General features: G+C 61.5%; 18 protein-coding genes. 16 read left to right on the plus strand and 2 right to left on the minus strand.

Annotation, left to right across the window (positions count from 1 at the left end):
• Positions 1-64: 64 nt before the first annotated feature.
• Positions 65-1,432 carry a CYTH domain-containing protein gene (locus tag H620_RS0109140; protein WP_023382953.1) on the minus strand — a complete coding sequence of 456 codons (1,368 nt, stop codon included), beginning with the start codon at positions 1,430-1,432 and terminating at the stop codon, positions 65-67.
• A gap of 180 nt (positions 1,433-1,612) precedes the next feature.
• On the opposite strand from H620_RS0109140, the gene argE reads away from it, so the two are divergent.
• Positions 1,613-2,755, plus strand: a complete 1,143-nt coding sequence (gene argE, locus H620_RS0109145; protein ID WP_023382952.1) for an acetylornithine deacetylase — start codon at positions 1,613-1,615, stop codon at positions 2,753-2,755.
• A 125-nt stretch (positions 2,756-2,880) separates the two neighbouring features.
• The gene (gene argA, locus H620_RS0109150; protein WP_023382951.1) at positions 2,881-4,179 is read left to right on the plus strand and encodes an amino-acid N-acetyltransferase; all 1,299 of its coding nucleotides are present in this window, start codon (positions 2,881-2,883) and stop codon (positions 4,177-4,179) included.
• A gap of 64 nt (positions 4,180-4,243) precedes the next feature.
• Here argA and H620_RS0109155 read toward each other — a convergent pair whose 3' ends face one another.
• The gene (locus tag H620_RS0109155; protein WP_016712594.1) at positions 4,244-5,620 is read right to left on the minus strand and encodes a glutamine synthetase family protein; all 1,377 of its coding nucleotides are present in this window, start codon (positions 5,618-5,620) and stop codon (positions 4,244-4,246) included.
• Positions 5,621-6,194: 574 nt separating this feature from the next.
• Here H620_RS0109155 and H620_RS0109160 point away from each other — a divergent pair.
• The 14 genes from H620_RS0109160 (at position 6,195) to cysW (ending at position 23,423) form a co-directional block, all read left to right on the plus strand.
• Positions 6,195-7,553: a glutamine synthetase family protein gene (locus H620_RS0109160; protein WP_023382950.1), complete on the plus strand. Its 1,359-nt coding sequence runs from the start codon at positions 6,195-6,197 to the stop codon at positions 7,551-7,553.
• A 48-nt stretch (positions 7,554-7,601) separates the two neighbouring features.
• Complete coding sequence (locus H620_RS0109165) at positions 7,602-8,963, plus strand: aspartate aminotransferase family protein (RefSeq protein WP_023382949.1); 1,362 nt, start codon at positions 7,602-7,604, stop codon at positions 8,961-8,963.
• Positions 8,964-9,132: 169 nt separating this feature from the next.
• Positions 9,133-10,230 carry a polyamine ABC transporter substrate-binding protein gene (locus H620_RS0109170; protein WP_027907214.1) on the plus strand — a complete coding sequence of 366 codons (1,098 nt, stop codon included), beginning with the start codon at positions 9,133-9,135 and terminating at the stop codon, positions 10,228-10,230.
• 175 nt (positions 10,231-10,405) lie between these two features.
• Positions 10,406-11,500, plus strand: coding sequence for a polyamine ABC transporter substrate-binding protein (locus H620_RS0109175; protein WP_023382947.1), 1,095 nt, complete (start codon positions 10,406-10,408; stop codon positions 11,498-11,500).
• Positions 11,501-11,560: 60 nt separating this feature from the next.
• Entirely contained in the window at positions 11,561-12,703 is a 1,143-nt protein-coding gene (gene potA / locus H620_RS0109180) for a polyamine ABC transporter ATP-binding protein (RefSeq protein WP_023382946.1), read from the plus strand.
• Positions 12,700-13,620, plus strand: coding sequence for an ABC transporter permease subunit (locus tag H620_RS0109185; protein ID WP_023382945.1), 921 nt, complete (start codon positions 12,700-12,702; stop codon positions 13,618-13,620). The genes potA and H620_RS0109185 overlap by 4 nt, the downstream gene beginning before the upstream one ends.
• Complete coding sequence (locus H620_RS0109190) at positions 13,617-14,510, plus strand: ABC transporter permease subunit (RefSeq protein ID WP_023382944.1); 894 nt, start codon at positions 13,617-13,619, stop codon at positions 14,508-14,510. Before H620_RS0109185 ends, H620_RS0109190 begins: the two co-directional genes overlap by 4 nt.
• A 359-nt stretch (positions 14,511-14,869) precedes the next feature.
• Complete coding sequence (locus tag H620_RS0109195; protein ID WP_027907215.1) at positions 14,870-15,958, plus strand: efflux RND transporter periplasmic adaptor subunit; 1,089 nt, start codon at positions 14,870-14,872, stop codon at positions 15,956-15,958.
• Positions 15,955-17,022: an efflux RND transporter periplasmic adaptor subunit gene (locus H620_RS0109200; RefSeq protein WP_023382942.1), complete on the plus strand. Its 1,068-nt coding sequence runs from the start codon at positions 15,955-15,957 to the stop codon at positions 17,020-17,022. Before H620_RS0109195 ends, H620_RS0109200 begins: the two co-directional genes overlap by 4 nt.
• Complete coding sequence (locus tag H620_RS0109205) at positions 17,019-20,081, plus strand: efflux RND transporter permease subunit (protein ID WP_023382941.1); 3,063 nt, start codon at positions 17,019-17,021, stop codon at positions 20,079-20,081. Before H620_RS0109200 ends, H620_RS0109205 begins: the two co-directional genes overlap by 4 nt.
• A gap of 237 nt (positions 20,082-20,318) precedes the next feature.
• Positions 20,319-20,501 carry a sulfur starvation response protein OscA gene (gene oscA, locus H620_RS0109210; protein ID WP_016489716.1) on the plus strand — a complete coding sequence of 61 codons (183 nt, stop codon included), beginning with the start codon at positions 20,319-20,321 and terminating at the stop codon, positions 20,499-20,501.
• Positions 20,502-20,549: 48 nt separating this feature from the next.
• Positions 20,550-21,557: a sulfate ABC transporter substrate-binding protein gene (locus H620_RS0109215; protein WP_023382938.1), complete on the plus strand. Its 1,008-nt coding sequence runs from the start codon at positions 20,550-20,552 to the stop codon at positions 21,555-21,557.
• A 159-nt stretch (positions 21,558-21,716) separates the two neighbouring features.
• Positions 21,717-22,535: a sulfate ABC transporter permease subunit CysT gene (gene cysT / locus H620_RS0109220; RefSeq protein ID WP_023382937.1), complete on the plus strand. Its 819-nt coding sequence runs from the start codon at positions 21,717-21,719 to the stop codon at positions 22,533-22,535.
• A 15-nt stretch (positions 22,536-22,550) separates the two neighbouring features.
• Complete coding sequence (gene cysW, locus H620_RS0109225; RefSeq protein ID WP_023382935.1) at positions 22,551-23,423, plus strand: sulfate ABC transporter permease subunit CysW; 873 nt, start codon at positions 22,551-22,553, stop codon at positions 23,421-23,423.

The following is a 23,423-nucleotide window of genomic DNA, read 5'->3' on the forward strand; positions in this document are numbered from 1 at the left end:
TGCGATGATCCGCAAATCATCGCAGCCCCTGCAGGAGCGGCTAGCCGGCGGGGTTTACGCTGACTCAAGCCTTGATCAGATACTTCCAACCGCGGCTCTGATCCACCGCGCGGGCCTGCTCGATGCGCGCTTCGAGCAGCTCATCGGACAGGGGTTGTTCGGCCAGCTCGTGCAGTTTCTTCAGGTCGCCATACAGGCGGTCCATCTGCGGCGCTTCGAGCACCTGGCGTGCGTGGTGCAGCCAGGCCAGCAGCTGTTCGAGACGCGGCAACTGCTCGGCCAGGTCTTCTGGGCGCTGAGTGTAGAGCGGCAGCTTCAGGGCGCGGCCTTCCTCGCCCAGCAGGTGGCCCAGCCAGCTGGCCAGTTGCGCCTTGCCCTGGCGCTCGCCACGGCCTTTACGATCCAGAGTCCAACTACGGGCTAGCAGCCAGCGAGACGTTTCCAGCGAGAACTGGCCCCAACGGATGTCTTCCAGCTCTTCGGCGAACTGCTCGGGCGCGGCGCGGCGGATGTCTTCGTCATCGTTGCCGGCCTGAACCAGCGGGCGCCAGTCTTCCAGCAGTGCGTCCAGGCGGGTGCGCAGGGCGCGAGTAGTCGGGCGTGGTGCGGCCTGGCCCAGGCTGCTGGTCAGGGCGCGCAGTTCGCTGAGGCACAGGACCCATTCCTGCAACAAGCGCCAGTGACCGTTGTGGCGGTATTGCTCAGCCAGGCGCTGGCTGCTGCCCAGCAGTTGCCAGGCGAGTGCGGCGTAGGCATCGTCCACGGCCATTTCGGCGTCCAGCTCGGTGTGGGGCAGGCCCAACTCGTAGCTGTCGGGATCCAGCAGGCGGTAGCCGCGCTCGGCCTTGCTGATGTCGCAGGGCATCAGTGGCAGGCTGGCGGCCAGCTCGGCGGCAAGTTCGAGCAATGCCTCCGGGGCACCTTCGCGCAGTTCGAGTTCCAGCTCGCAGATCTCTTCCTTGCGTTTGCCGGCGATCACGAAGCCCTGGTCCAGCGCGGCTTCGATCACCACCTTGCTCTTGCCCCGACCCCAGGCGATTTCAGCGTATTCGCGGGTGAAGTCGGTGGTGAACAGCGGCTTGATGGTTTTCTTGTCCAGGTCGGCCAGTTGCTCGGGCCAGCAGGTGGCGTCGAGCTTTTTCAGGTCCAGCTTGACCTTGTCCAGCTGCCATTCGAATTCGTTGCGCTCGGACAGGCCGGCAACGCTTTGGCCACGGCACTTGAGGGTCTGGATGATCACATCGCCGTCACGGCGCAGGCGCAGGGCGACGCGGGCAGCCGAGAGGTCGCGCTCGGGGGTATCGAAGTACTGGTTGAGCAGCTCGCGGGTCTGCCAGCCGGACTTGTTGCGCTTCTTCAGCAGGGGGTGCTCGCGCAGGGCGGCAAGGGTCTCGCGGCTGGCGCGGAGCTTGAGTTCGGTTTCTTTGTGCATCACAGGCTCGAAGGGAGGGGCGTGGTTGGCGGTGAGTCTACAGGAGTCGGCTGTGGACTGTTGAGTTTGCCAGGGCTTTGCCCTGCTTTGGCGACGCAAGGGGACTTCCACAGGGCCAGCGGGTTGCCCGCGAGCAGGAATGCGTTGCTATGATGGGCAACGCTTTCGAGGAGTATGCGCATGCCGTTGCCGACGCTCAAAGACCAGTTCGCCGCCTTGGTTGCCGCGCCCTCGGTCAGTTGCACCCAGCCCGCGCTGGACCAGTCCAACCGCCAGGTCATCGACCTGCTGGCAGGCTGGTTGGCCGACCTGGGGTTCAAGTGCGACATTCAGCCAGTCAGCCCCGGCAAGTTCAACCTGTTGGCCAGTCGTGGCACCGGCCCTGGCGGCCTTGTACTGGCAGGTCACAGCGATACGGTGCCCTATGACCCGCAGCTGTGGGCGAGTGATCCGCTCAAGCTGACCGAGGTCGATGGTCGCTGGGTCGGGCTTGGCAGTTGCGACATGAAGGGCTTTTTCGCCTTGGTGATCGAAGCGGTGCTGCCGTTGCTGGAGCACGACTTCAAGCAGCCGTTGCTGATCCTGGCCACCTGCGACGAAGAAAGCTCCATGTCTGGGGCCCGCGCCCTGGCAGAAGCCGGGCAGCCTCTTGGGCGTGCGGCGGTGATTGGCGAGCCCACGGGCCTGCGGCCGATTCGCATGCACAAGGGCATTCTCATGGACCGAATCGACATCCTCGGGCGCAGCGGCCACTCCTCCGACCCAAGCCTGGGGCGCAGCGCCATGGAGGCCATGCATGCGGTCATGGGCGAGTTGATGGGCTTGCGCCGGCAATGGCAGGAAACCTACCGCAACCCGCAGTTCTCCGTACCGACACCGACCATGAACTTCGGCTGCATCCACGGTGGCGACAACCCTAACCGCATCTGTGGCCAGTGCGCGCTGGAGTTCGACCTGCGTCCTTTGCCTGGCATGGACGTGGAGCAGTTGCGCGCGGCCATCCGCGAGAAGTTGGTGCCGCTGGCTGAGCGCCATGAGGTGCGTATCGACTACGCGCCGCTGTTCCCGGAAGTGCCACCGTTCGAGCAGGCCGCCGATGCCGAGCTGGTACAGGTAGCCGAACGTCTGACCGGGCATCGCGCCGAAGCGGTGGCGTTCGGCACCGAAGCGCCTTATCTTCAGCAGCTGGGTTGCCAGACCATCGTGCTCGGCCCCGGTGACATCGCCTGTGCTCACCAGCCGGGCGAATACCTTGAAATGTCACGAATCGAGCCTACCGTGCGTCTATTGCGTGACCTGATCCGGCACTATTGCCTGAATTAAACGTCAATCGAGCTGATTCGTTCTTGCCTAGAGGAGACCGCGCGTGACCGCAAGCCTGTTCCGACGATGATCCTGAACGCCGTGTGATCCACCGTTCTCCGTCCACTTTATCCACAGGCCCTGTCATGCCCGAATACGTCAACTGGCTGCGTCATGCCTCCCCGTACATCAATGCTCATCGCGATTGCACCTTCGTGGTCATGCTCCCCGGCGATGGTGTGGAGCACCCGAACTTCGGCAATATCGTCCATGACCTGGTACTGCTGCACAGTCTTGGCGTGCGGCTGGTACTGGTGCATGGCTCGCGTCCACAAATCGAAAGCCGCCTGGCGGCTCGCGGGCTGACGCCGCACTACCACCGCGGCTTGCGCATCACTGACGCGGCCACCCTGGACTGCGTGATCGATGCAGTCGGCGCCTTGCGTCTTGCCATCGAGGCGCGGCTGTCGATGGATATCGCCGCCTCACCGATGCAGGGCTCGCGCTTGCGTGTGGCCTGCGGCAACCTGGTCACCGCACGGCCGATCGGCGTACTCGAAGGGGTCGATTTCCACCACACCGGCGAAGTGCGTCGGATCGACCGCAAGGGCATCAGCCGCTTGCTCGACGAGCGCTCCATCGTGCTGCTGTCGCCCCTGGGGTATTCGCCTACGGGTGAAATCTTCAATTTGGCCTGCGAAGACGTCGCCACCCGGGCGGCCATCGAATTGGGTGCTGACAAGCTGCTGTTGTTCGGCGCCGAACCGGGTTTGCTGGACGAGAACGGCAAGCTGGTGCGCGAGCTGCGCCCGCAACAGGTCGCACCGCATTTGGCCCGTCTGGGCAGCGATTACCAGGGCGAGTTGCTCGATGCTGCCGCCGAGGCGTGCAAGGGGGGCGTGGCGCGCAGTCATATCGTCAGTTATGCCGAAGATGGCGCGCTGTTGACCGAGCTGTTCACCCGTGAGGGTGGCGGTACGCTGGTTTCCCAGGAACAGTTCGAGGTGGTGCGCGAGGCTACCATCGACGACGTCGGCGGCTTGCTGGAGTTGATCAGTCCGCTGGAAGAGCAGGGCATTCTGGTACGTCGTTCGCGCGAGGTGCTGGAGCGGGAGATCGAGCAGTTCAGCGTGGTCGAGCGTGAGGGCATGATCATCGCCTGTGCGGCGTTGTACCCGATAGCCGATTCCGAAGCGGGCGAACTGGCGTGCCTGGCGGTCAACCCAGAGTACCGCCATGGCGGGCGCGGGGACGAGTTGCTGGAGCGCATCGAGAGCCGGGCGCGGCAGTTGGGGTTGAATACCTTGTTCGTGTTGACGACGCGTACCGCGCACTGGTTCCGCGAGCGTGGGTTCGCGCCCAGTGGGGTCGAGCGGCTGCCGGCGGCGCGAGCTTCGCTGTACAACTATCAGCGCAATTCGAAGATTTTCGAGAAATCCCTGTAAGCCTGTGCTTGCCGGCTTCGCGGCCCGCAATGAAAAACGCCGCCCTTGTGGGCGGCGTTTTCGTTTACACGGTATGCAGGTACCAGTTGTACTCGAGGTCGGAGATCGAGTGCTCGAACTCCTCCAGCTCGCTTTCCTTGCACGCGACAAAGATGTCGATGTACTTCGGATCGATGTACTTGTTCAGGATCTCGCTGTCGTCCAGCTCGCGCAGGGCATCGCGCAGGTTGTTCGGCAGGCTCTGTTCCAGCTGCTCGTACGAGTTGCCTTCGATCGGCTCGCCTGGCTCGATTTTGTTGGTCAGGCCATGGTGCACGCCCGCCAGGACGGCCGCCATCATCAGGTACGGGTTGGCATCGGCACCGGCAACGCGATGCTCGATGCGCACGGCATCTGGCGAGCCAGTCGGCACGCGCAGGGCCACGGTGCGGTTGTCCAGACCCCAGCTCGGCGCGTTCGGCACGTAGAACTGGGCGCCGAAGCGGCGGTACGAGTTGACGTTCGGGCAGAGGAACGCCATGGACGCGGGCAGGGTCTCGAGCACACCGCCGACAGCGTGACGTAGCGCGGCGTTCTGCTCGGGATCCTCGCTGGTGAAGATGTTGTTGCCATCTTTGTCCAGCACGGAGATGTGTACATGCAGGCCGTTGCCTGCCTGGCCCGGGTAGGGCTTGGCCATGAAGGTGGTGTCCATTTCATGGTCGTAGGCGATGTTCTTGATCAAGCGCTTGAGCAGCACGGCATAGTCGCAGGCCTTGAGCGGGTCGGCGACGTGGTGCAGGTTGACTTCGAACTGCGCCGGGGCGCTTTCCTTGACGATGGCGTCGGCCGGAATACCTTGCTCCTTGGCACCTTCGAGGATGTCCTGGAGGCAGTCGGCGTATTCGTCGAGGTCGTCGATCAGGTACACCTGGGTCGACTGCGGACGCTTGCCCGAAATGGGTGAACGCGGTGGCTGTGGACGGCCGTTCACGTTCTCCTGGTCGATCAGGTAGAACTCCAGCTCGAAGGCTGCGCAGATGGTGAGGCCCATCTCGGTGAATTTGCTCACTACCTGACGCAGCACTTCGCGCGGGTCGGCGAAGAACGGCTCGCCTTCGAGCTCGTGCATGGTCATCAGCAGCTGAGCGGTGGGGCGCTTCTGCCAGGGTTCGTTGGAGAGGGTGCCGGGAATCGGGTAGCAGATGCGGTCGGCATCGCCGATGTCCAGGCCCAGCCCGGTGCTTTCAACGGTGGAACCGTTGATATCCAGGGCGAAGAGGGAGGCCGGCAGGTTGATGCCTTTCTCGTAAACCTTGTGGAGGCTGGTGCGTTCGATTCGCTTGCCACGAACCACACCATTCATATCTGCAATCAGAAGGTCAACGTAGAGAACCTCAGGATGTTCCTTAAGGAACGCGTTCGCTTCGTTAAGCTGAACGGCACGCGGGGGTACCGACATGATGCAACACCTTTGTTGTTAAAAATATCAATCAAGGGGGGCTTGCAGGTCCAGTCAATCGAAAAGACATACTGATGTCAAGCCAACCCCATGATGCCCTGAAATGGCACATCGACGGCAGATTTGCTGCATATCGGGGCAATCCATTATCCGCTATTTCCGCTGCGAAGGGCTATCTCCGACACGCCGTGTTTTATTTTTTACGGAGGTGTTGTGTAAAAAAATGAACAAGGCTAAGCTCGGTCTCAACCCAGAACACAATAATACGAGGGTCACATGGTCCGCTTGTCGCGACCTGTACGTGCTGCCAGTGCAGCACCATCGGGTATCTCCGTCCTATTTGCGCGCCCCGACGATTGGTCGGCTGCACTGGCCGCAATAATTGACGCCTGGCCTTCGCGGACCACGCCCCGTAGCGGTCTATCGCACCTCTTTTCGCCTTTCTGCCCATCGAACTCATTACGGATACGCCTGTTTCCAGTGTATCCACTGCGGTCCTGCGCGCGGGTTTTTGCTTTAGCAATGTACTCCATCCAGAATCAGAGCGCGGACCACCTTACCTCCTGAGGTATTTATGAGTAACAACCTCGACCAGCTCACCGATTGGTTGAAAGAGCACAAGATCACCGAAGTCGAGTGCCTGATCAGCGACTTGACCGGCATCACGCGCGGCAAGATATCGCCCACCAACAAGTTCATCGCCGAAAAAGGCATGCGCCTGCCCGAGAGCGTGTTGTTGCAAACCGTGACCGGCGACTACGTCGACGACGACATCTATTACGAACTGCTCGATCCTGCCGACATCGACATGATCTGCCGCCCGGACGAGAACGCCGTGTTCCTGGTGCCGTGGGCCATCGAGCCAACCGCCCAGGTCATTCACGACACCTACGACAAGAAGGGCAACCCGGTCGAACTATCGCCGCGCAACGTCCTGAAAAAAGTGCTCAAACTCTATGCCGACAAGGGCTGGCAGCCGATCGTCGCGCCCGAGATGGAGTTCTACCTGACCAAGCGTAGCGAAGACCCGGACTTCCCGCTGCAGCCCCCGGTGGGCCGTTCGGGCCGCCCGGAAACCGGTCGGCAGTCGTTCTCCATCGAGGCAGCCAACGAATTCGACCCGCTGTTCGAAGATGTCTACGACTGGTGCGAGCTGCAGCAGCTGGACCTCGACACGCTGATCCACGAAGACGGCACGGCGCAGATGGAGATCAACTTCCGTCATGGCGACGCCCTGCACCTGGCCGACCAGATCCTGGTGTTCAAACGCACCATGCGCGAGGCGGCGCTCAAGCACAATGTGGCCGCGACCTTCATGGCCAAGCCGATGACCGGCGAGCCGGGCAGTGCCATGCACTTGCACCAGAGCGTGGTTGACGTGCACACCGGCAAGAACATCTTCTCCAATGAAGACGGCAGCATGAGTCAGCTGTTCCTCCACCACATCGGTGGCTTGCAGAGATTCATTCCCGAAGCGCTGCCGCTGTTCGCTCCCAACGTCAACTCGTTCCGTCGTTTCCTGCCCGATACCTCGGCGCCGGTGAACGTCGAATGGGGCGAAGAGAACCGCACGGTTGGCCTGCGGGTGCCGGATGCCGGGCCACAGAGCCGGCGTGTCGAAAACCGCCTCCCCGGTGCTGATGCGAACCCCTACCTGGCCATCGCGGCGAGCCTGCTGTGCGGCTACATCGGCATGGTCGAAGGTATCGAAGCCAGCGCACCGGTGGTGGGCCGAGGCTATGAGCGGCGTAACCTGCGCCTGCCGCTGACCATCGAGGATGCCCTTGAGCGTATGGAAATCAGCCGCGCGCTGACCCAGTACCTGGGCAAGAAATTCATCACCGGCTACGTCGCCACCAAGCGCGCCGAGCATGAAAACTTCAAACGCGTCATCAGCTCCTGGGAACGTGAGTTCCTGCTGTTCGCTGTCTGATCAACCCTGAGGCCGCTCAAGGGCGGCCGCTGGAAAATGGAGAGGCACATGAGCGTCAACAACCCGCAAACCCGTGAATGGCAAACCCTGAGCGGCGAGCACCACCTTGCACCTTTCTCTGACTACAAGCAGTTGAAGGAGAAAGGGCCGCGCATCATCACCAAGGCGCAGGGTGTGCATTTGTGGGACAGCGAGGGGCACAAGATCCTCGACGGCATGGCTGGCCTGTGGTGCGTTGCAGTCGGCTATGGCCGTGAAGAGCTGGTGCAGGCGGCAGAAAAGCAGATGCGAGAACTGCCGTACTACAACCTGTTCTTCCAGACCGCCCACCCACCTGCGTTGGAGCTGGCCAAGGCCATTACCGACGTGGCGCCGAAGGGCATGACCCATGTGTTCTTCACCGGTTCCGGCTCCGAAGGCAATGACACCGTGCTGCGCATGGTCCGTCATTACTGGGCGCTCAAGGGCAAGCCGCAGAAACAGACCATCATCGGCCGCATCAACGGTTACCACGGCTCCACTGTCGCCGGTGCAAGCCTGGGTGGCATGAGCGGCATGCACGAGCAGGGCGGCCTGCCGATCCCGGGCATCGTGCACATCCCTCAGCCGTACTGGTTCGGCGAGGGCGGCGACATGACCCCTGATGAATTCGGGGTTTGGGCTGCCGAGCAACTGGAGAAGAAAATTCTGGAGGTTGGCGAAGACAACGTCGCGGCCTTCATCGCCGAGCCGATTCAGGGCGCTGGCGGCGTGATCATTCCGCCAGTGACCTACTGGCCGAAGGTCAAGGAGATCCTTGCCAAGTACGACATCCTGTTCGTCGCCGACGAAGTGATCTGCGGTTTCGGCCGTACCGGCGAGTGGTTCGGTTCGGACTACTACGACCTCAAGCCAGACCTGATGACCATCGCCAAGGGCCTGACCTCCGGTTACATCCCCATGGGCGGTGTGATCGTGCGTGACACGGTCGCCCAGGTGCTCAGCGAAGGTGGTGACTTCAACCACGGCTTCACCTACTCCGGCCACCCGGTTGCGGCGGCGGTGGGCCTGGAAAACCTGCGCATCCTGCGCGACGAGAAGATCGTCGAGAAGGCTCGCACAGATGTGGCACCCTACTTGCAAAAGCGTCTGCGAGAGCTGCAAGACCACCCGCTGGTTGGCGAAGTGCGCGGCCTGGGCCTGCTCGGTGCGATCGAGCTGGTCAAGGACAAAGCCACCCGCAGCCGTTACGAAGGCAAGGGCGTAGGCATGATCTGCCGCAACTTCTGCTTCGAGAACGGCCTGATCATGCGTGCGGTCGGCGACACCATGATCATCGCCCCGCCCCTGGTCATCAGCCATGCAGAGGTGGACGAGTTGGTAGAGAAGGCGCGCAAGTGCCTGGACCTGACCTATGAAGCGATCAAGTGAGCGCCTGCTAGGCTAGCGTTGTGACATTAGTTGCGGACAAGGCTCTGCTTTCCTTGAAACAGCGCCTTGGAACTTGCCAGACTAGCGACTGTTTCAGTCGCCCAACGCGTGTACTGCGGGACCTGGCAGCTGAACGGATGGCTAATCAAAAAAATCTGGAGCATGACGCATGAAGAAAATGGGCAAGACGTTGCTGGCCGCAGCCCTGATGGGTGCCATGGCCACCGCTGTGCAGGCTGAAGACAAAGTCCTGAACGTCTACAACTGGTCGGACTACATCGCTCCGGAAACGGTCGCCAAGTTCGAGAAGCAGACTGGCATCAAGGTCAAGTACGACGTCTTCGACAGCAACGAAACCCTGGAAGCCAAGCTGCTGGCGGGCAAGTCCGGTTACGACATCGTTGTGCCGTCCAACAACTTCCTGGCCAAGCAGATCAAGGCTGGTGTGTACCAGGAACTGGACCGTTCCAAGCTGCCGAACTGGAAAAACCTCGACGAAGACCTGCTCAAGGCCGTCGGCGATGCCAGCGACCCGGGTAACAAATACGCCTTCCCCTACATGTGGGGTTCGATCGGTATTGGCTACAACCCTGAGAAGGTCAAGGCCGCGCTGGGCGTCGACAAGATCGACTCCTGGGACGCCGTGTTCAAGCCAGAGAACATCGCCAAGCTCAAGAGCTGCGGCGTGAGCTTCCTCGATGCGCCGACCGAAATGCTGCCGGCCGCACTGCACTACCTGGGCAAGCCGACCAACAGCACCAAGAAGGAAGACCTGAAGGCCGCCGAGGACCTGTTCCTGAGCATCCGTCCTTCGATCACCTACTTCCACTCGTCCAAGTACATCGGTGACCTGGCCAACGGCAACATCTGCGTCGCCGTCGGTTACTCGGGTGACCTGGAGCAGTCCAAGGCGCGTGCCCATGAAGCGGGCGACAAGGTCAAGCTGGACTACGTCATTCCGAAAGAAGGCGCCGGTACCTTCTACGACATGGTCGCCATGCCGAAGGATGCCGAGCACAAGGACGCTGCCTACAAGTTCATGGACTTCCTGATGCAGCCGGAGATCATGGCCGAGATCACCAACGCCGTGCGCTTCCCGAATGGCAACAAGGCCGCGACCCAGTTCGTGGACAAGGACATCACCAGCGACCCAAGCATCTATCCGCCTGCCGAAGTGAAGAAACAGCTGTACGCGATTGCTGCTCCAGAAGCCGCCGCCCAGCGCGTCATCACTCGCAGCTGGACCAAGATCAAGTCGGGCAAGTAAACCTGATGCTGAACCCTCTGGGCCGGGGCTTTCCGGCCCAGAGGCAGTGAAAGGCAATTGATGATTGCGGCATCGAGGCTGCGAAGGTAAGTTGCGCGCCGGTTTTACGTGTGCGGCAGCGCTCGTACCCATGAAGCGAGCCGTCACCGAGGCACTGATTGTGAGGACCACCCACTTGTCTATTTCTGTTTTACGCAAGGCCTTGATGGCTGGAGCGGGCCTGACGCTGGCATGCAGCGTCCAAGCGGCGCCTACGGTGCACTTCTACAACTGGTCCGATTATATCGGCCCTAACACCCTCGCGGATTTCGAGAAAGCGACCGGTATCAAGCCGGTGCAGGACGTCTTCGACTCCAATGAAACCTTGGAAGGCAAGCTGCTGGCCGGTAACACCGGCTACGACGTAGTCGTGCCGTCCAACCATTTCCTGGGCAAGCAGATCAAGGCGGGCGCGTTCCAGAAGCTCGACAAGAGCCTGCTGCCTGATTATTCCAACCTGGACCCGGCGCTGATGAAGCGCCTGGAAAAGAACGATCCGGGCAACCAGTACGCCGTGCCGTACCTGTGGGGCACCAATGGAATCGGCTACAACGTCGACAAGGTCAAGGCCGCGCTCGGCGTGGACACCATCGACTCGTGGGCGGTGCTGTTCGAGCCCGAGAACATGAAGAAACTGTCCAAGTGCGGTGTGGCCTTCCTCGACTCGGCGGACGAAATGCTGCCGGCGGTGCTCAACTACATGGGTTTGAACCCCAATAGCACCGATGCCAAGGACTACGCCAAGGCTGAGAAGAAGCTGCTGGCGGTACGCCCCTACGTGACGTATTTCCACTCCTCCAAGTACATCACCGACCTGGCCAACGGCGACATCTGCGTCGCGGCAGGGTTCTCCGGTGACGTGTTCCAGGCCAAGACCCGCGCTGAAGAAGCGAAGAAAGGCGTGAACCTGGCCTACGCGATTCCCAAGGAGGGCGGCAACCTCTGGTTCGACGTACTGGCGATTCCCAAGGACGCCAAGAACGTGAAAGAGGCCCACGCCTTCATCAACTATTTGCTGAAGCCTGAGGTTATCGCCCAGGTCAGTGATTACGTCGGTTACGCCAACCCGAACCCCAAGGCTGGCGACCTGATGGACCAGGCCGTGAGGACTGACGCTGCGGTTTACCCACCGCAGGAAGTGCTGGACAAGATGTTCGTGAACAGTGAGTTGCCACCCAAGGTGCAACGTTTGATGACCCGCAGCTGGACCAAGGTCAAGTCGGGCAAGTAACAATCCAGGCCTGCCGCGCCAGACGGGGCGGGCACACAAATCTTGTTGGGAGTTTCACTCATGGCAGTTGCCTCCGGTGCCTATAAAAAAGCCCTCGAGGGTGGCCAGCAACCCAAGCAGGTGCTGGTCAAGATCGACCGGGTCACGAAAAAATTCGACGAAACGGTAGCCGTGGACGATGTGTCCCTGGAAATCCGCAAGGGTGAAATCTTCGCCCTGCTGGGAGGCTCCGGTTCCGGTAAATCGACCCTCCTGCGTATGCTGGCGGGCTTCGAGCGTCCGACCGAAGGGCGGATTTTCCTCGATGGCGTCGACATCACCGACATGCCGCCCTACGAGCGGCCGATCAACATGATGTTCCAGTCCTATGCGCTGTTCCCGCACATGACCGTGGCGCAGAACATCGCCTTCGGCCTGCAGCAGGACAAGATGCCCAAGGCCGAGATCGAAGCCCGCGTGGCGGAGATGCTCAAGCTGGTGCACATGACCCAGTACGCCAAGCGCAAGCCGCACCAGCTTTCCGGTGGTCAGCGTCAGCGTGTGGCACTGGCCCGCTCGCTGGCCAAACGCCCAAAACTGTTGCTGCTCGACGAGCCGATGGGCGCTCTGGACAAGAAGCTGCGCTCGCAGATGCAACTTGAACTGGTCGAAATCATCGAGCGGGTCGGTGTGACCTGCGTGATGGTGACCCACGACCAGGAAGAGGCCATGACCATGGCCCAGCGTATCGCCATCATGCACCTGGGCTGGATCGCCCAGATCGGCAGCCCTATCGACGTCTACGAGACCCCGACCAGCCGCCTGGTCTGCGAGTTCATCGGCAACGTCAACCTGTTCGAAGGTGAGGTGGTCGACGACGCCGAAGGCCACGCGATCATCGCAAGCCCGGAGCTCGAACGTAAAATCTATGTCGGCCACGGTGTCACTACCTCGGTAGAAGACAAGCACATCACCTACGCGTTGCGCCCGGAGAAGCTGCTGGTCACCACCACCCAGCCGACCTGCGAGCACAACTGGTCGCGTGGCAAGGTGCATGACATCGCTTACCTGGGTGGCCATTCGGTGTTCTACGTCGAACTGCCGAGTGGCAAGGTCGTCCAGTCGTTCGTTGCCAACGCCGAGCGCCAGGGTACCCGCCCGACCTGGGGCGACGAAGTGTACGTATGGTGGGAAGACGACAGCGGCGTGGTACTGCGGTCATGAAACCGAGCAAGCTCAAGCGAGCCTTCAAGCGCATCACCCCGGAGGGGCGGCATCTGGTGATCGGCGTGCCCTTCATCTGGCTGTTCCTGTTCTTCATGCTGCCGTTCTTCATCGTTCTGAAGATCAGCTTTGCCGAAGCCGACGTGGCGATCCCGCCGTACACCGAGATCTACAGCTACGTCGAAGACAAGGTTCAACTGGTGCTGAACCTGGCCAACTACGGACTGCTGACCGAGGATGAGCTGTACATCTCGGCCTATCTGGGTTCGTTGAAGATGGCGTTCTTCAGCACGCTGTTGTGCCTGCTGATCGGCTATCCCATGGCGTATGCGATTGCCAACGCCAAGAAGGAAACCCAGACAGTACTGCTGCTGCTGATCATGATGCCGACCTGGACCGCGATCCTGATCCGCGTCTATGCCTGGATGGGCATTCTCAGCAACAACGGCCTGCTCAATGGCTTCCTGCTGTGGACCGGGTTGATCGACCAGCCGCTGCAGATCCTCAACACCAACCTGGCGGTGTATATCGGCGTGGTCTATTCGTACCTGCCGTTCATGATCCTGCCTCTGTACGCGAACCTGGTCAAACACGACCCGAGCTTGTTGGAGGCCGCGTCTGACCTGGGTTCGAGCACCTTCAACAGCTTCTGGAAGATCACCGTGCCGCTGTCGAAGAACGGCATCATCGCCGGCTGCATGCTGGTGTTCATCCCGGTCGTGGGTGAGTTCGTGATTCCTGAACTGCTGGGTGGCCCGGAAACCTTGATGATCGGTAAGGTGCTGTGGCAGGAGTTCTTCAACAACCGTGACTGGCCGGTGGCATCTGCCTTGGCGGTGGTGATGCTGGCGATCCTGATCGTGCCGATCCTGCTGTTCAACCGCAGCCAGGCCAAAGAAATGGAGGGCAGGGCATGAAGCGCTTCAGTTTCTCCAAGCTGATGCTGGTGCTCGGCTTGCTGTTCATCTACCTGCCGATGCTGATCCTGGTGATCTACTCGTTCAACGCCTCGAAGCTGGTGACGGTGTGGGGCGGCTGGTCGGTGAAGTGGTACGTTGGCCTGCTGGACAACAGCCAGTTGATGGGTTCGGTGATGCGCTCGCTGGAGATCGCCTGCTACACGGCGGTGGCAGCGGTGGCGCTGGGTACCCTGGCGGCCTTCGTGCTGACCCGTGTGACACGCTTCAAGGGCCGCACGCTGTTCGGTGGCCTGGTGACCGCGCCGTTGGTGATGCCTGAGGTGATTACCGGTCTGTCGCTGTTGCTGCTGTTCGTGGCCATGGCGCAGATGATCGGCTGGCCGCAGGAGCGTGGCATCGTCACCATCTGGATCGCCCACACCACGTTCTGTGCGGCTTATGTGGCGGTAGTGGTGTCGGCGCGCTTGCGTGAGCTGGACCTGTCGATCGAGGAAGCGGCGATGGACCTGGGTGCCAAGCCGTGGAAGGTGTTCTTCCTGATTACCATCCCGATGATCGCGCCCTCGCTGGCGGCGGGCGGCATGATGTCGTTCGCCCTGTCGCTGGATGACCTGGTGCTGGCCAGCTTCGTGTCCGGCCCCGGTTCGACCACCTTGCCGATGGAAGTGTTCTCGGCGGTGCGCCTGGGCGTGAAGCCGGAAATCAACGCCGTGGCCAGCCTGATCCTGCTGTCGGTGTCGCTGGTAACCTTCCTGGTCTGGTACTTCAGCCGCCAGGCCGAAGAGCGTCGTCGCAAGGCGATTCAGCAGGCGATCGAAGAAGGTGCGGCGGCGAACGTATCGCAGCCCCAGGTGCGGCGCCCGGCTCCGGCCACTGCGTCGGCCTGACCGGCCTCTTCGCGGGTGACCCGCTCCCACAGGTCTCATGCAGGCTGCACTGAGCCTGTGGGAGCGGGTTCACCCGCGAAGACCTCACCAGGGACTCAAAGCCAAGCCGCATCCCAGAGGGGTTGGGTCGCTGACGCAACATGCGCCAAACGTTTCTCCCGCCGCACAGGCCAATCATGGGCAGGTTTTCTGTAGCGATGGGCTCATGCGGAATCTGCAAGCGCAGGTTTCCCCGCGAAGGCGCCCTCGAAGCCGCCATGATTTCCCCACCTTCCTGCCATCAGTGCCGTTTCCCAAAGCCTGATCTACGCTAACAGTCGCATCCCAAGAATCGTTCGCGCGCAAGCCAGGAGGCCTGCATGACGGTGACGCGTCTGCTGTCGGTCGTCTGCCTGGGGCTGTTGTACATGCTCACGGGCTGTAGCAAGGAAGAAACGCCTGAGGTACTGCCTCGGGTGGGGGTACTGGAGGTCCAACCAACCGATTTCGCCGCCAGGGTCACGCTGACCGGTGATGTACAGGCGCGGGTGCAGACTGACCTGTCGTTTCGGGTCGGCGGCAAGATCATCTCGCGTAGCGTCGATGTGGGGGATCACGTCAAGGCCAACCAGGTGCTGGCGAGGCTGGATCCGAAAGACTTGCAGAACAACGTCGACTCGGCCAAGGCCGAGGTGTTCGCTGCCCAGGCTCGGGTCACGCAGACCAGCGCGGCGTTCGTCCGGCAACAGAAGCTGCTGCCCAAGGGCTATACCAGCCAGAGCGAATACGACTCCGCCGAAGCCGCCCTGCGCAGCAACCAGAGCGCGCTGAAGGCCGCCCAGGCGCAACTGGCCAACGCCAACGAACAACTGAGCTACACCGCGTTGGTGTCCGAAGCCGATGGCGTCATCACCGAGCGCCAGGCCGAGGTCGGACAGGTGGTGCAGGCGACCATGCCGATTTTCAGCCTCGCCCAGGATGGCGACCGTGATGCAGTGTTCAACGTCTATGAATCGTTGCTGGTAGCGCCGCCCAGCGATGCAGGTGTCATCGTCAGTCTGCTGGATAACCCGAAGGTGAAGGCGCGGGGCTTCGTTCGGGAAATCACCCCGACCGTCTCCGCGCAGAGCGGCACGGTACAGGTCAAGGTAGGCCTGCGCGATGTGCCGCCCGGCATGCAGCTGGGCGCACCCGTCACCGCCACCACCAATGCTGAAGGCCGGCCGAGCATCGAGCTGCCCTGGGCCGCGCTGACCAAAGCCCTGCACGAGCCAGCGGTCTGGGTGGTGGGCGAGGGCGACAAGGTCGAGCTGCGCAAGGTCGAAGTCACCCGCTACCTCACCGGCAAGATCGTGGTCGCCAGCGGCCTCAAGAGCGGCGAGACCGTCGTGGTCAATGGTGGGCAGCTGCTGCACCCGGGCATGCAAGTGGAGAAGATCGACGCCAAGGCCGAAGGAGGTGAGCTATGAAGCGCCTGCTGCTGTTGCCATTGGCCGGCCTGCTGCTTGCCGGATGCGGCGATGAGCAACAGGTGGCTGAACCGATCCGGCCAGTACTGTCGGTCAAGGTCGAGCCGCTGGAGCAATCCCAGCTCGGGCGCTTTGCCGGGAGCATCCAGGCGCGCTTCGAAAGCACCCTGGGCTTTCGTGTTTCGGGTCGCATCGCCCGGCGCTGGCTGGACGTTGGCGCCCAGGTGAAACCAGGCGATACCTTGGCCACGCTCGACCCGACCGACCAGCAAAACCAGTTGCGTGCCGCCGAGGGCGACCTGGCGAAGGTGCAGGCGCAGTGGATCAATGCCCAGGCCGACGCCCGCCGCCAGCAGCAATTGTATGATCGCGGTGTCGGCGCCCAGGCCCAGTTGGACATCGCCCAGACCAACCTCAAGACGACTGGCGCTGCGCTCGAGCAGGCGCGCTCGGCAGTCAGCCAGGCTCGCGACCAGCTCGACTACAGCACCTTGCGCACCGATCACGCGGCAGTCATCACCGCTTGGCAGGCCGAAGCCGGGCAGACCATCACTGCCGGTCAGGCCGTGGTCACCCTGGCCCGCCCGGACGTCAAGGAGGCGGTCATCGACTTGCCGATCAGCCTGGCCGACCAGCTCGGCGAGGGCGTTACCTTCACCGTGGCCTCTCAGCTCGATCCCACTATCAGCACCACTGCCACCCTACGGGAACTGGAGCCCCAGGCGGATGCCACGACCCGCACACGACGTGCACGCCTGACCTTGGCGAGTACGCCCGCGGCTTTCCATTTGGGTACTGCCATCAGCGTGACCCTGAGCTCGGCGATCACGCCACGCAGCGAACTTCCCCTGAGCGCATTGCTCGAGCGTGATGGCAAGCCGCAGGTCTGGGTGATCGATCCGCAGCAAAAGACTGTGGCTGTCCGCGACGTGAAGCTGATCGAGCGCACCCACGACAGCATCGTTCTGGCCTCAGGCGTTCAGCCCGGCGAGCGGGTCGTCACGGCGGGTGTGAACAGTCTCAAGCCTGGCCAGAAGGTCGCCTTCGATGAGGACGCGCAATGAAAGGAAGCTTCAACCTGTCCGAATGGGCGCTCCGGCATCAGTCCTTCGTCTGGTACCTGATGTTCGTCGGCTTGCTGATGGGGATCTTTTCGTACTTCAACCTGGGGCGTGAGGAAGACCCTTCGTTCACCATCAAGACCATGGTGATCCAGACCCGTTGGCCAGGGGCGACTCAGGACGAGACGCTGTACCAGGTCACCGACCGCATCGAGAAAAAGCTTGAGGAGCTCGACTCGCTCGATTACACCAAGAGCTATACCCGCCCCGGCGAGTCCACGGTCTATGTCTATCTTCGCGATACCACCAAGGCCAAGGACATCCCGGACATCTGGTACCAGGTGCGCAAGAAGATCCAGGACATACGCGGTCAGTTCCCCCAGGGTATCCAGGGCCCTGGTTTCAACGACGAGTTCGGCGATGTGTTCGGTTCGATCTACGCCTTCACCGCCGATGGCCTCACCCTGCGCCAATTGCGTGACTATGTGGAGCAGGCCAGGGCCGAGGTCCGTGATGTGCCCAATATCGGCAAGATCGAGCTGGTCGGCACCCAGGACGAAGTGCTGTACCTGAACTTCTCGACCCGCAAACTGGCGGCGCTGGGCATAGACCAGCGGCAGGTCATGCAGGCCCTGCAATCGCAGAACGCCGTCACGCCGGCGGGCGTGATCGAGGCGGGTCCGGAGCGCATTTCGCTGCGGACCACCGGGCAATTCGCCTCTGAGAAAGACTTGGAAACCGTCAACCTGCGCATCAACGACCGGTTCTTCCGCCTGGCGGACATTGCCGACATCGAGCGCGGTTACGTCGACCCACCATCGCCCATGTTCCGCTACAACGGCCAAACCGCCATCGGCCTGGCCATCGGCATGAAGGCCGGTGGCAATATCCAGGTGTTTGGTGCGGCGCTGAAAAAGCGCATGGATCAGGTGGTCGAAGACTTGCCGATAGGGGTCGGAGTGCACACTGTTTCCGACCAGGCGGTGGTGGTCAAGCAGGCTGTCGGTGGCTTCACCAGTGCCCTGTTCGAGGCGGTGGTGATCGTGCTGGGGGTGAGCTTCGTCAGCCTTGGGGTGCGTGCCGGCCTGGTGGTGGCCTGTTCGATTCCATTGGTGCTGGCGATGGTGTTCGTGTTCATGGAATACAGCGGCATCACCATGCAGCGGATTTCCCTGGGTGCACTGATCATCGCCCTGGGCCTGCTGGTGGACGATGCGATGATCACCGTGGAGGTCATGGTCACGCGGCTCGAGATGGGCGAGAGCAAGGAGCAGGCAGCCACTTTCGCCTACACCTCCACCGCTTTTCCTATGCTGACCGGCACCTTGGTGACCGTGGCGGGCTTCGTGCCCATCGGGCTCAATGCCAGTTCCGCCGGTGAATATACCTACACCTTGTTTGCCGTGATCGCCGTCGCGCTGATGGTGTCATGGGTGGTGGCGGTGTTCTTTGCGCCGGTGTTGGGTGTGCACATTCTCAGCAGTCAGGTGAAGCCCCATGAAGCCGAGCCGGGGCGGGTGGGCAAGGCCTTCGAAAATGGCTTGCTGTGGTGCATGCGCAACCGCTGGCTGACCATCATCGGCACCGTGCTGCTGTTCGTCCTGGCCATCTTCTGCGAGCGTTTCGTGCAGAACCAGTTTTTCCCCTCCTCGGACCGACCGGAAATCCTGGTCGACCTGAACCTGCCGCAAAATGCCTCGATCGAAGAGACCCGCAAGGTAGTCGACCGGCTGGAAGCCAAGATCAAGGACGATCCGGACCTGGTGCACTGGAGCACCTATATCGGCCAGGGCGCCATTCGCTTCTACCTGCCGCTCGATCAGCAACTGCAGAACCCTTACTACGCCCAGCTAGTGATCGTCAGCAAAGGCTTCGAAGAGCGCCAGGCCATGATGGACCGCCTGCAAAAGCTACTGCGCGAGGAGTTCGTCGGCATCGGTACCAACGTCCAGTCGCTGGAAATGGGCCCACCGGTAGGGCGGCCGATTCAGTACCGGATCAGCGGCCCGGACATCGACCAGGTGCGCAAGCACGCCATCGAACTGGCGACCTTGCTCGACCGCAACGAGCATATCGGTGAAATGATCTATGACTGGAACGAGCCCGGTAAGGTGATGCGCATCGAAATTGCCCAGGACAAGGCACGCCAGCTTGGGCTTTCGTCCGAGGATGTAGCCAATGTGATGAACAGCATCGTCAGCGGCGTGCAGATCACCCAGGTCAACGACAACATCTACCTGGTGAACGTGGTCGCGCGCGCCGAAGACAGCGAACGAGGCTCGCCCGATACCCTGCAGAACCTGCAAATCGTCAGCCCCAACGGGACTTCCATTCCGCTGCTGGCCTTCGCCACCGTGCGCTATGAGCTGGAGCAACCGCTGGTGTGGCGTCGTGACCGCAAGCCGACCATCACCATCAAGTCCTCGGTGACCGGCGACATCCAGCCCACCGACCTGGTGACCCAGCTCAAACCGAGCATCGACGAATTCATCAGCAAACTGCCGACCGGCTACGAGGTGGCCACCGGCGGTACCGTGGAGGAAAGCGCCAAGGCGCAGGGGCCGATCCGCAAAGTCATTCCGCTGATGCTGTTCCTCATGGCGACCTTCCTGATGATCCAGCTGCACAGTGTGCAGAAGCTGTTCCTGGTGGTGAGCGTGGCACCGCTGGGATTGATCGGTGTCATCATCGCCCTTGTGCCCACCGGCACGCCCATGGGCTTCGTGGCAATCCTGGGGATTCTGGCCCTGGCCGGGATCATCATTCGCAACTCGGTGATTCTGGTGACCCAGATCGACGAGTTCGAGGCGCAGGGCTTCTCGCCCTGGGATGCCGTGGTGGAGGCCACCAACCACCGGCGCCGGCCGATTCTGCTGACGGCGGCAGCGGCGAGCCTTGGCATGATCCCGATTGCCCGCGAAGTGTTCTGGGGGCCGATGGCCTACGCCATGATTGGTGGGATCATCGTGGCTACCCTGCTGACGCTGTTGTTCCTGCCGGCGTTGTATGTGGCCTGGTACAAGATCCGCGAGCCTGAACACAGCACTAAAACCCAACATTAAACCCTGTGGGAGCGGGCATGCCCACGAATGCGATGGTGGATTCACTGCCGCATTCGCGGGCACGCCCGCTCCCACCGAGGCTTTTTGTCGCGTGTAAAATCGCGACTTAATTTTGGTTATATAAAAATTCTTAAACAGTATTTTTAAGAATAAACCCACCTCACTACTATTGCACTCAAGCCAGGCGTACATCCCCTTCAAACCTCTGCCCGGCACCTCACTCCAAGGAGAACGAGCATGAGTGCATCTCTGCGTAGCATCGACGGTCAGGACGAAGCCACCATTCTGCGTGAGATCCAGAGCGCCTTGCGCGATCTGCGTTTCGGTGCGGTGGAGATAACCGTGCACAACGCGCAGGTCGTACAGATCGAGCGCAAGGAGAAGTTCCGCCTGCAGCAGCCTGGCAACAAGTCCGGCTGATCGCGATTCACATTCAAAACTAGAAAAATGCCAATCGGGAGCTTCACCATGTCCATCCGCCGTTATGCGCTCGCCGCCCTGGCCAGTGCTGTTTTTGCCGGTTCCGCCATCGCCAAGGACTACGAACTGTTGAACGTGTCCTACGACCCGACCCGTGAGCTGTACCAGCAGTACAACGCCGAATTCATCAAGCACTGGCAGCAGGCTCACCCGGACGACAAGGTGAAGATCCAGCAATCCCATGGCGGCTCGGGCAAGCAGGCCCGCGCGGTGATCGATGGCTTGCGCGCTGACGTGGTGACCCTGGCCCTGGCCGGAGACATCGACGAAGTCGCCAAGCTTGGCAAGTCGCTGCCCGAGGACTGGCAGAAGCGCCTGCCGGATGCCAGCACCCCGTACACCTCGACAATCGTGTTCCTGGTGCGCAAGGGCAACCCGAAAGGCATCAAGGACTGGGGCGACCTGATCAAGCAGGATGTCTCGGTCATCACCCCCAACCCGAAAACCTCTGGTGGCGCCCGCTGGAACTTCCTGGCCGCCTGGGCCTACGGCCTGAAAACCGGTGGCAGTGAAGACAAGGCCAAGGCCTATGTGCAGGAGCTGTTCAAGCACGTGCCAGTGTTGGATACCGGCGCCCGCGGCTCGACCATCACCTTCGTCAACAATGGTCAGGGCGATGTTCTGCTGGCCTGGGAAAACGAAGCTTTCCTGGCGTTGAAGGAAGATGGCGGTAGCGACAAGTTCGAGATCGTCGTGCCTTCGCTGTCGATTCTGGCCGAGCCGCCGGTGGCCGTGGTCGACAAGAACGCCCAGAAGAAGGGTAACGAGAAGATCGCCGAGGAGTACCTCAAGCATCTGTATAGCCCTGCAGGCCAGAAGATCGCCGCAGAGAACTTCTACCGTCCGCGTGACGCGAAGGTGGCCGCCGAATTCGGCAAGCAGTTCCCGAAACTGGAACTGGTGACGATCGACAAGGACTTCGGCGGCTGGAAGACTGCACAACCTAAGTTCTTCAATGACGGCGGTGTATTCGACCAGATCTATCAGGCACAGTAAGGGTCATGAAAAAGCGCGGGGGCCGCTATGCAGCCCTTTCGCGACACGAGGCCGCTGCCATTAGGAATCGCGATCTCCTGTGGCGGCGGCCGCGTGATTCAGAAGCTTGCACCGGCCCGGCAGAATTGCCGGGCCAAGTGCGTTAAACCAGGGATATTTATGTCGCGTCGCATTTCCCCCGTCATACCCGGCTTCGGGCTGACACTGGGCTACACCTTGGTGTACCTCAGTCTGATAGTGCTGATACCACTGGCCGCCATGTTCGTGCATGCCGCACAGCTCACCTGGGAACAGTTCTGGAACATCGTCAGCGCGCCGCGAGTGCTTGCCGCGCTCAAGCTGAGTTTCGGCACTGCGCTGTTCGCCGCCATCATCAATGGCGTGATCGGCACCTTGTTGGCCTGGGTGCTGGTGCGCTACACCTTCCCGGGACGCAAGATCATCGATGCGATGATCGACCTGCCGTTCGCCCTGCCCACCGCGGTGGCGGGTATCGCCCTGACGGCCTTGTATGCACCGGCCGGCTGGGTAGGGCAGTTCGCCACCGATCTGGGCTTCAAGATCGCCTACACCCCGCTGGGCATCACGCTTGCGCTGACCTTCGTCACCCTGCCGTTCGTGGTGCGCACCGTGCAGCCGGTGCTGGCGGATATCCCGCGTGAAGTCGAAGAAGCCGCTGCCTGCCTGGGTGCCAAGCCGCTACAAGTGTTTCGCCACATCCTGGCGCCAGCGCTGCTGCCCGCCTGGCTGACCGGTTTCGCCCTGGCTTTTGCCCGTGGCGTGGGTGAGTACGGTTCGGTGATCTTCATTGCCGGCAACATGCCGATGAAGACCGAGATCCTGCCGTTGCTGATCATGGTCAAGCTCGACCAGTACGACTACACCGGCGCCACGGCCATCGGCGTGCTGATGCTGGTGGTTTCCTTCATCCTGCTGCTGCTGATCAACCTGCTGCAGCGCCGCATCGAAACCCCTTGAAGGAGGCCGTGGCTCATGTCTAGTTCATCCATTGGCGCCGCTGCCGCCGCCAACGCCGCCCGTCGTGGCAGTGCTACTTCGCGACGGGTACTGATCGGTCTGGCTTGGCTGGTCTTCACGCTGTTCCTGTTGTTGCCGTTGTTCATCGTGGTGTCGCAGGCACTCAAGAATGGCTTCGGTACGTTCTTCGAGGCAATCTTCGAGCCAGACGCACTGTCGGCGCTCAAGCTCACCCTGCTGGCGGTGTTCATCTCTGTGCCGCTGAACCTTGTATTCGGTGTTAGCGCCGCATGGTGCGTGAGCAAGTACACCTTCCGCGGCAAAAGCCTGCTGGTCACCCTGATCGACTTGCCGTTCTCGGTCTCGCCGGTCATCGCAGGTCTGGTCTATGTGCTGATGTTCGGTGCACAGGGCCTTTTCGGGCCTTGGTTGCAGGACCATGATATCCAGATCGTGTTCGCCCTTCCGGGCATCGTCCTGGCGACCATTTTCGTTACCGTGCCCTTCGTGGCCCGTGAACTGATCCCGCTGATGCAGGAGCAGGGGACCCAGGAAGAAGAAGCAGCACGCCTGCTCGGTGCCAACGGCTGGCAGATGTTCTGGCACGTGACCTTGCCGAACATCAAGTGGGGCCTGATCTACGGCGTGGTGCTGTGCACCGCCCGGGCCATGGGCGAGTTCGGCGCGGTGTCGGTGGTCTCTGGCCATATTCGCGGCGTCACCAATACCTTGCCGCTGCACGTGGAGATCCTCTACAACGAGTACAACCACGTCGCGGCCTTCAGCGTGGCCAGCCTGCTGCTGATCCTGGCGCTCTTCATCCTGCTGCTCAAGCAGTGGAGCGAGAACCGTATTAACCGCCTGCGCCAAAGCGCAGCGGAGGAATAA

Origin of the sequence: Pseudomonas taiwanensis DSM 21245 (assembly GCF_000425785.1) — a bacterium.
Taxonomy (GTDB): Bacteria; Pseudomonadota; Gammaproteobacteria; order Pseudomonadales; family Pseudomonadaceae; genus Aquipseudomonas; species Aquipseudomonas taiwanensis.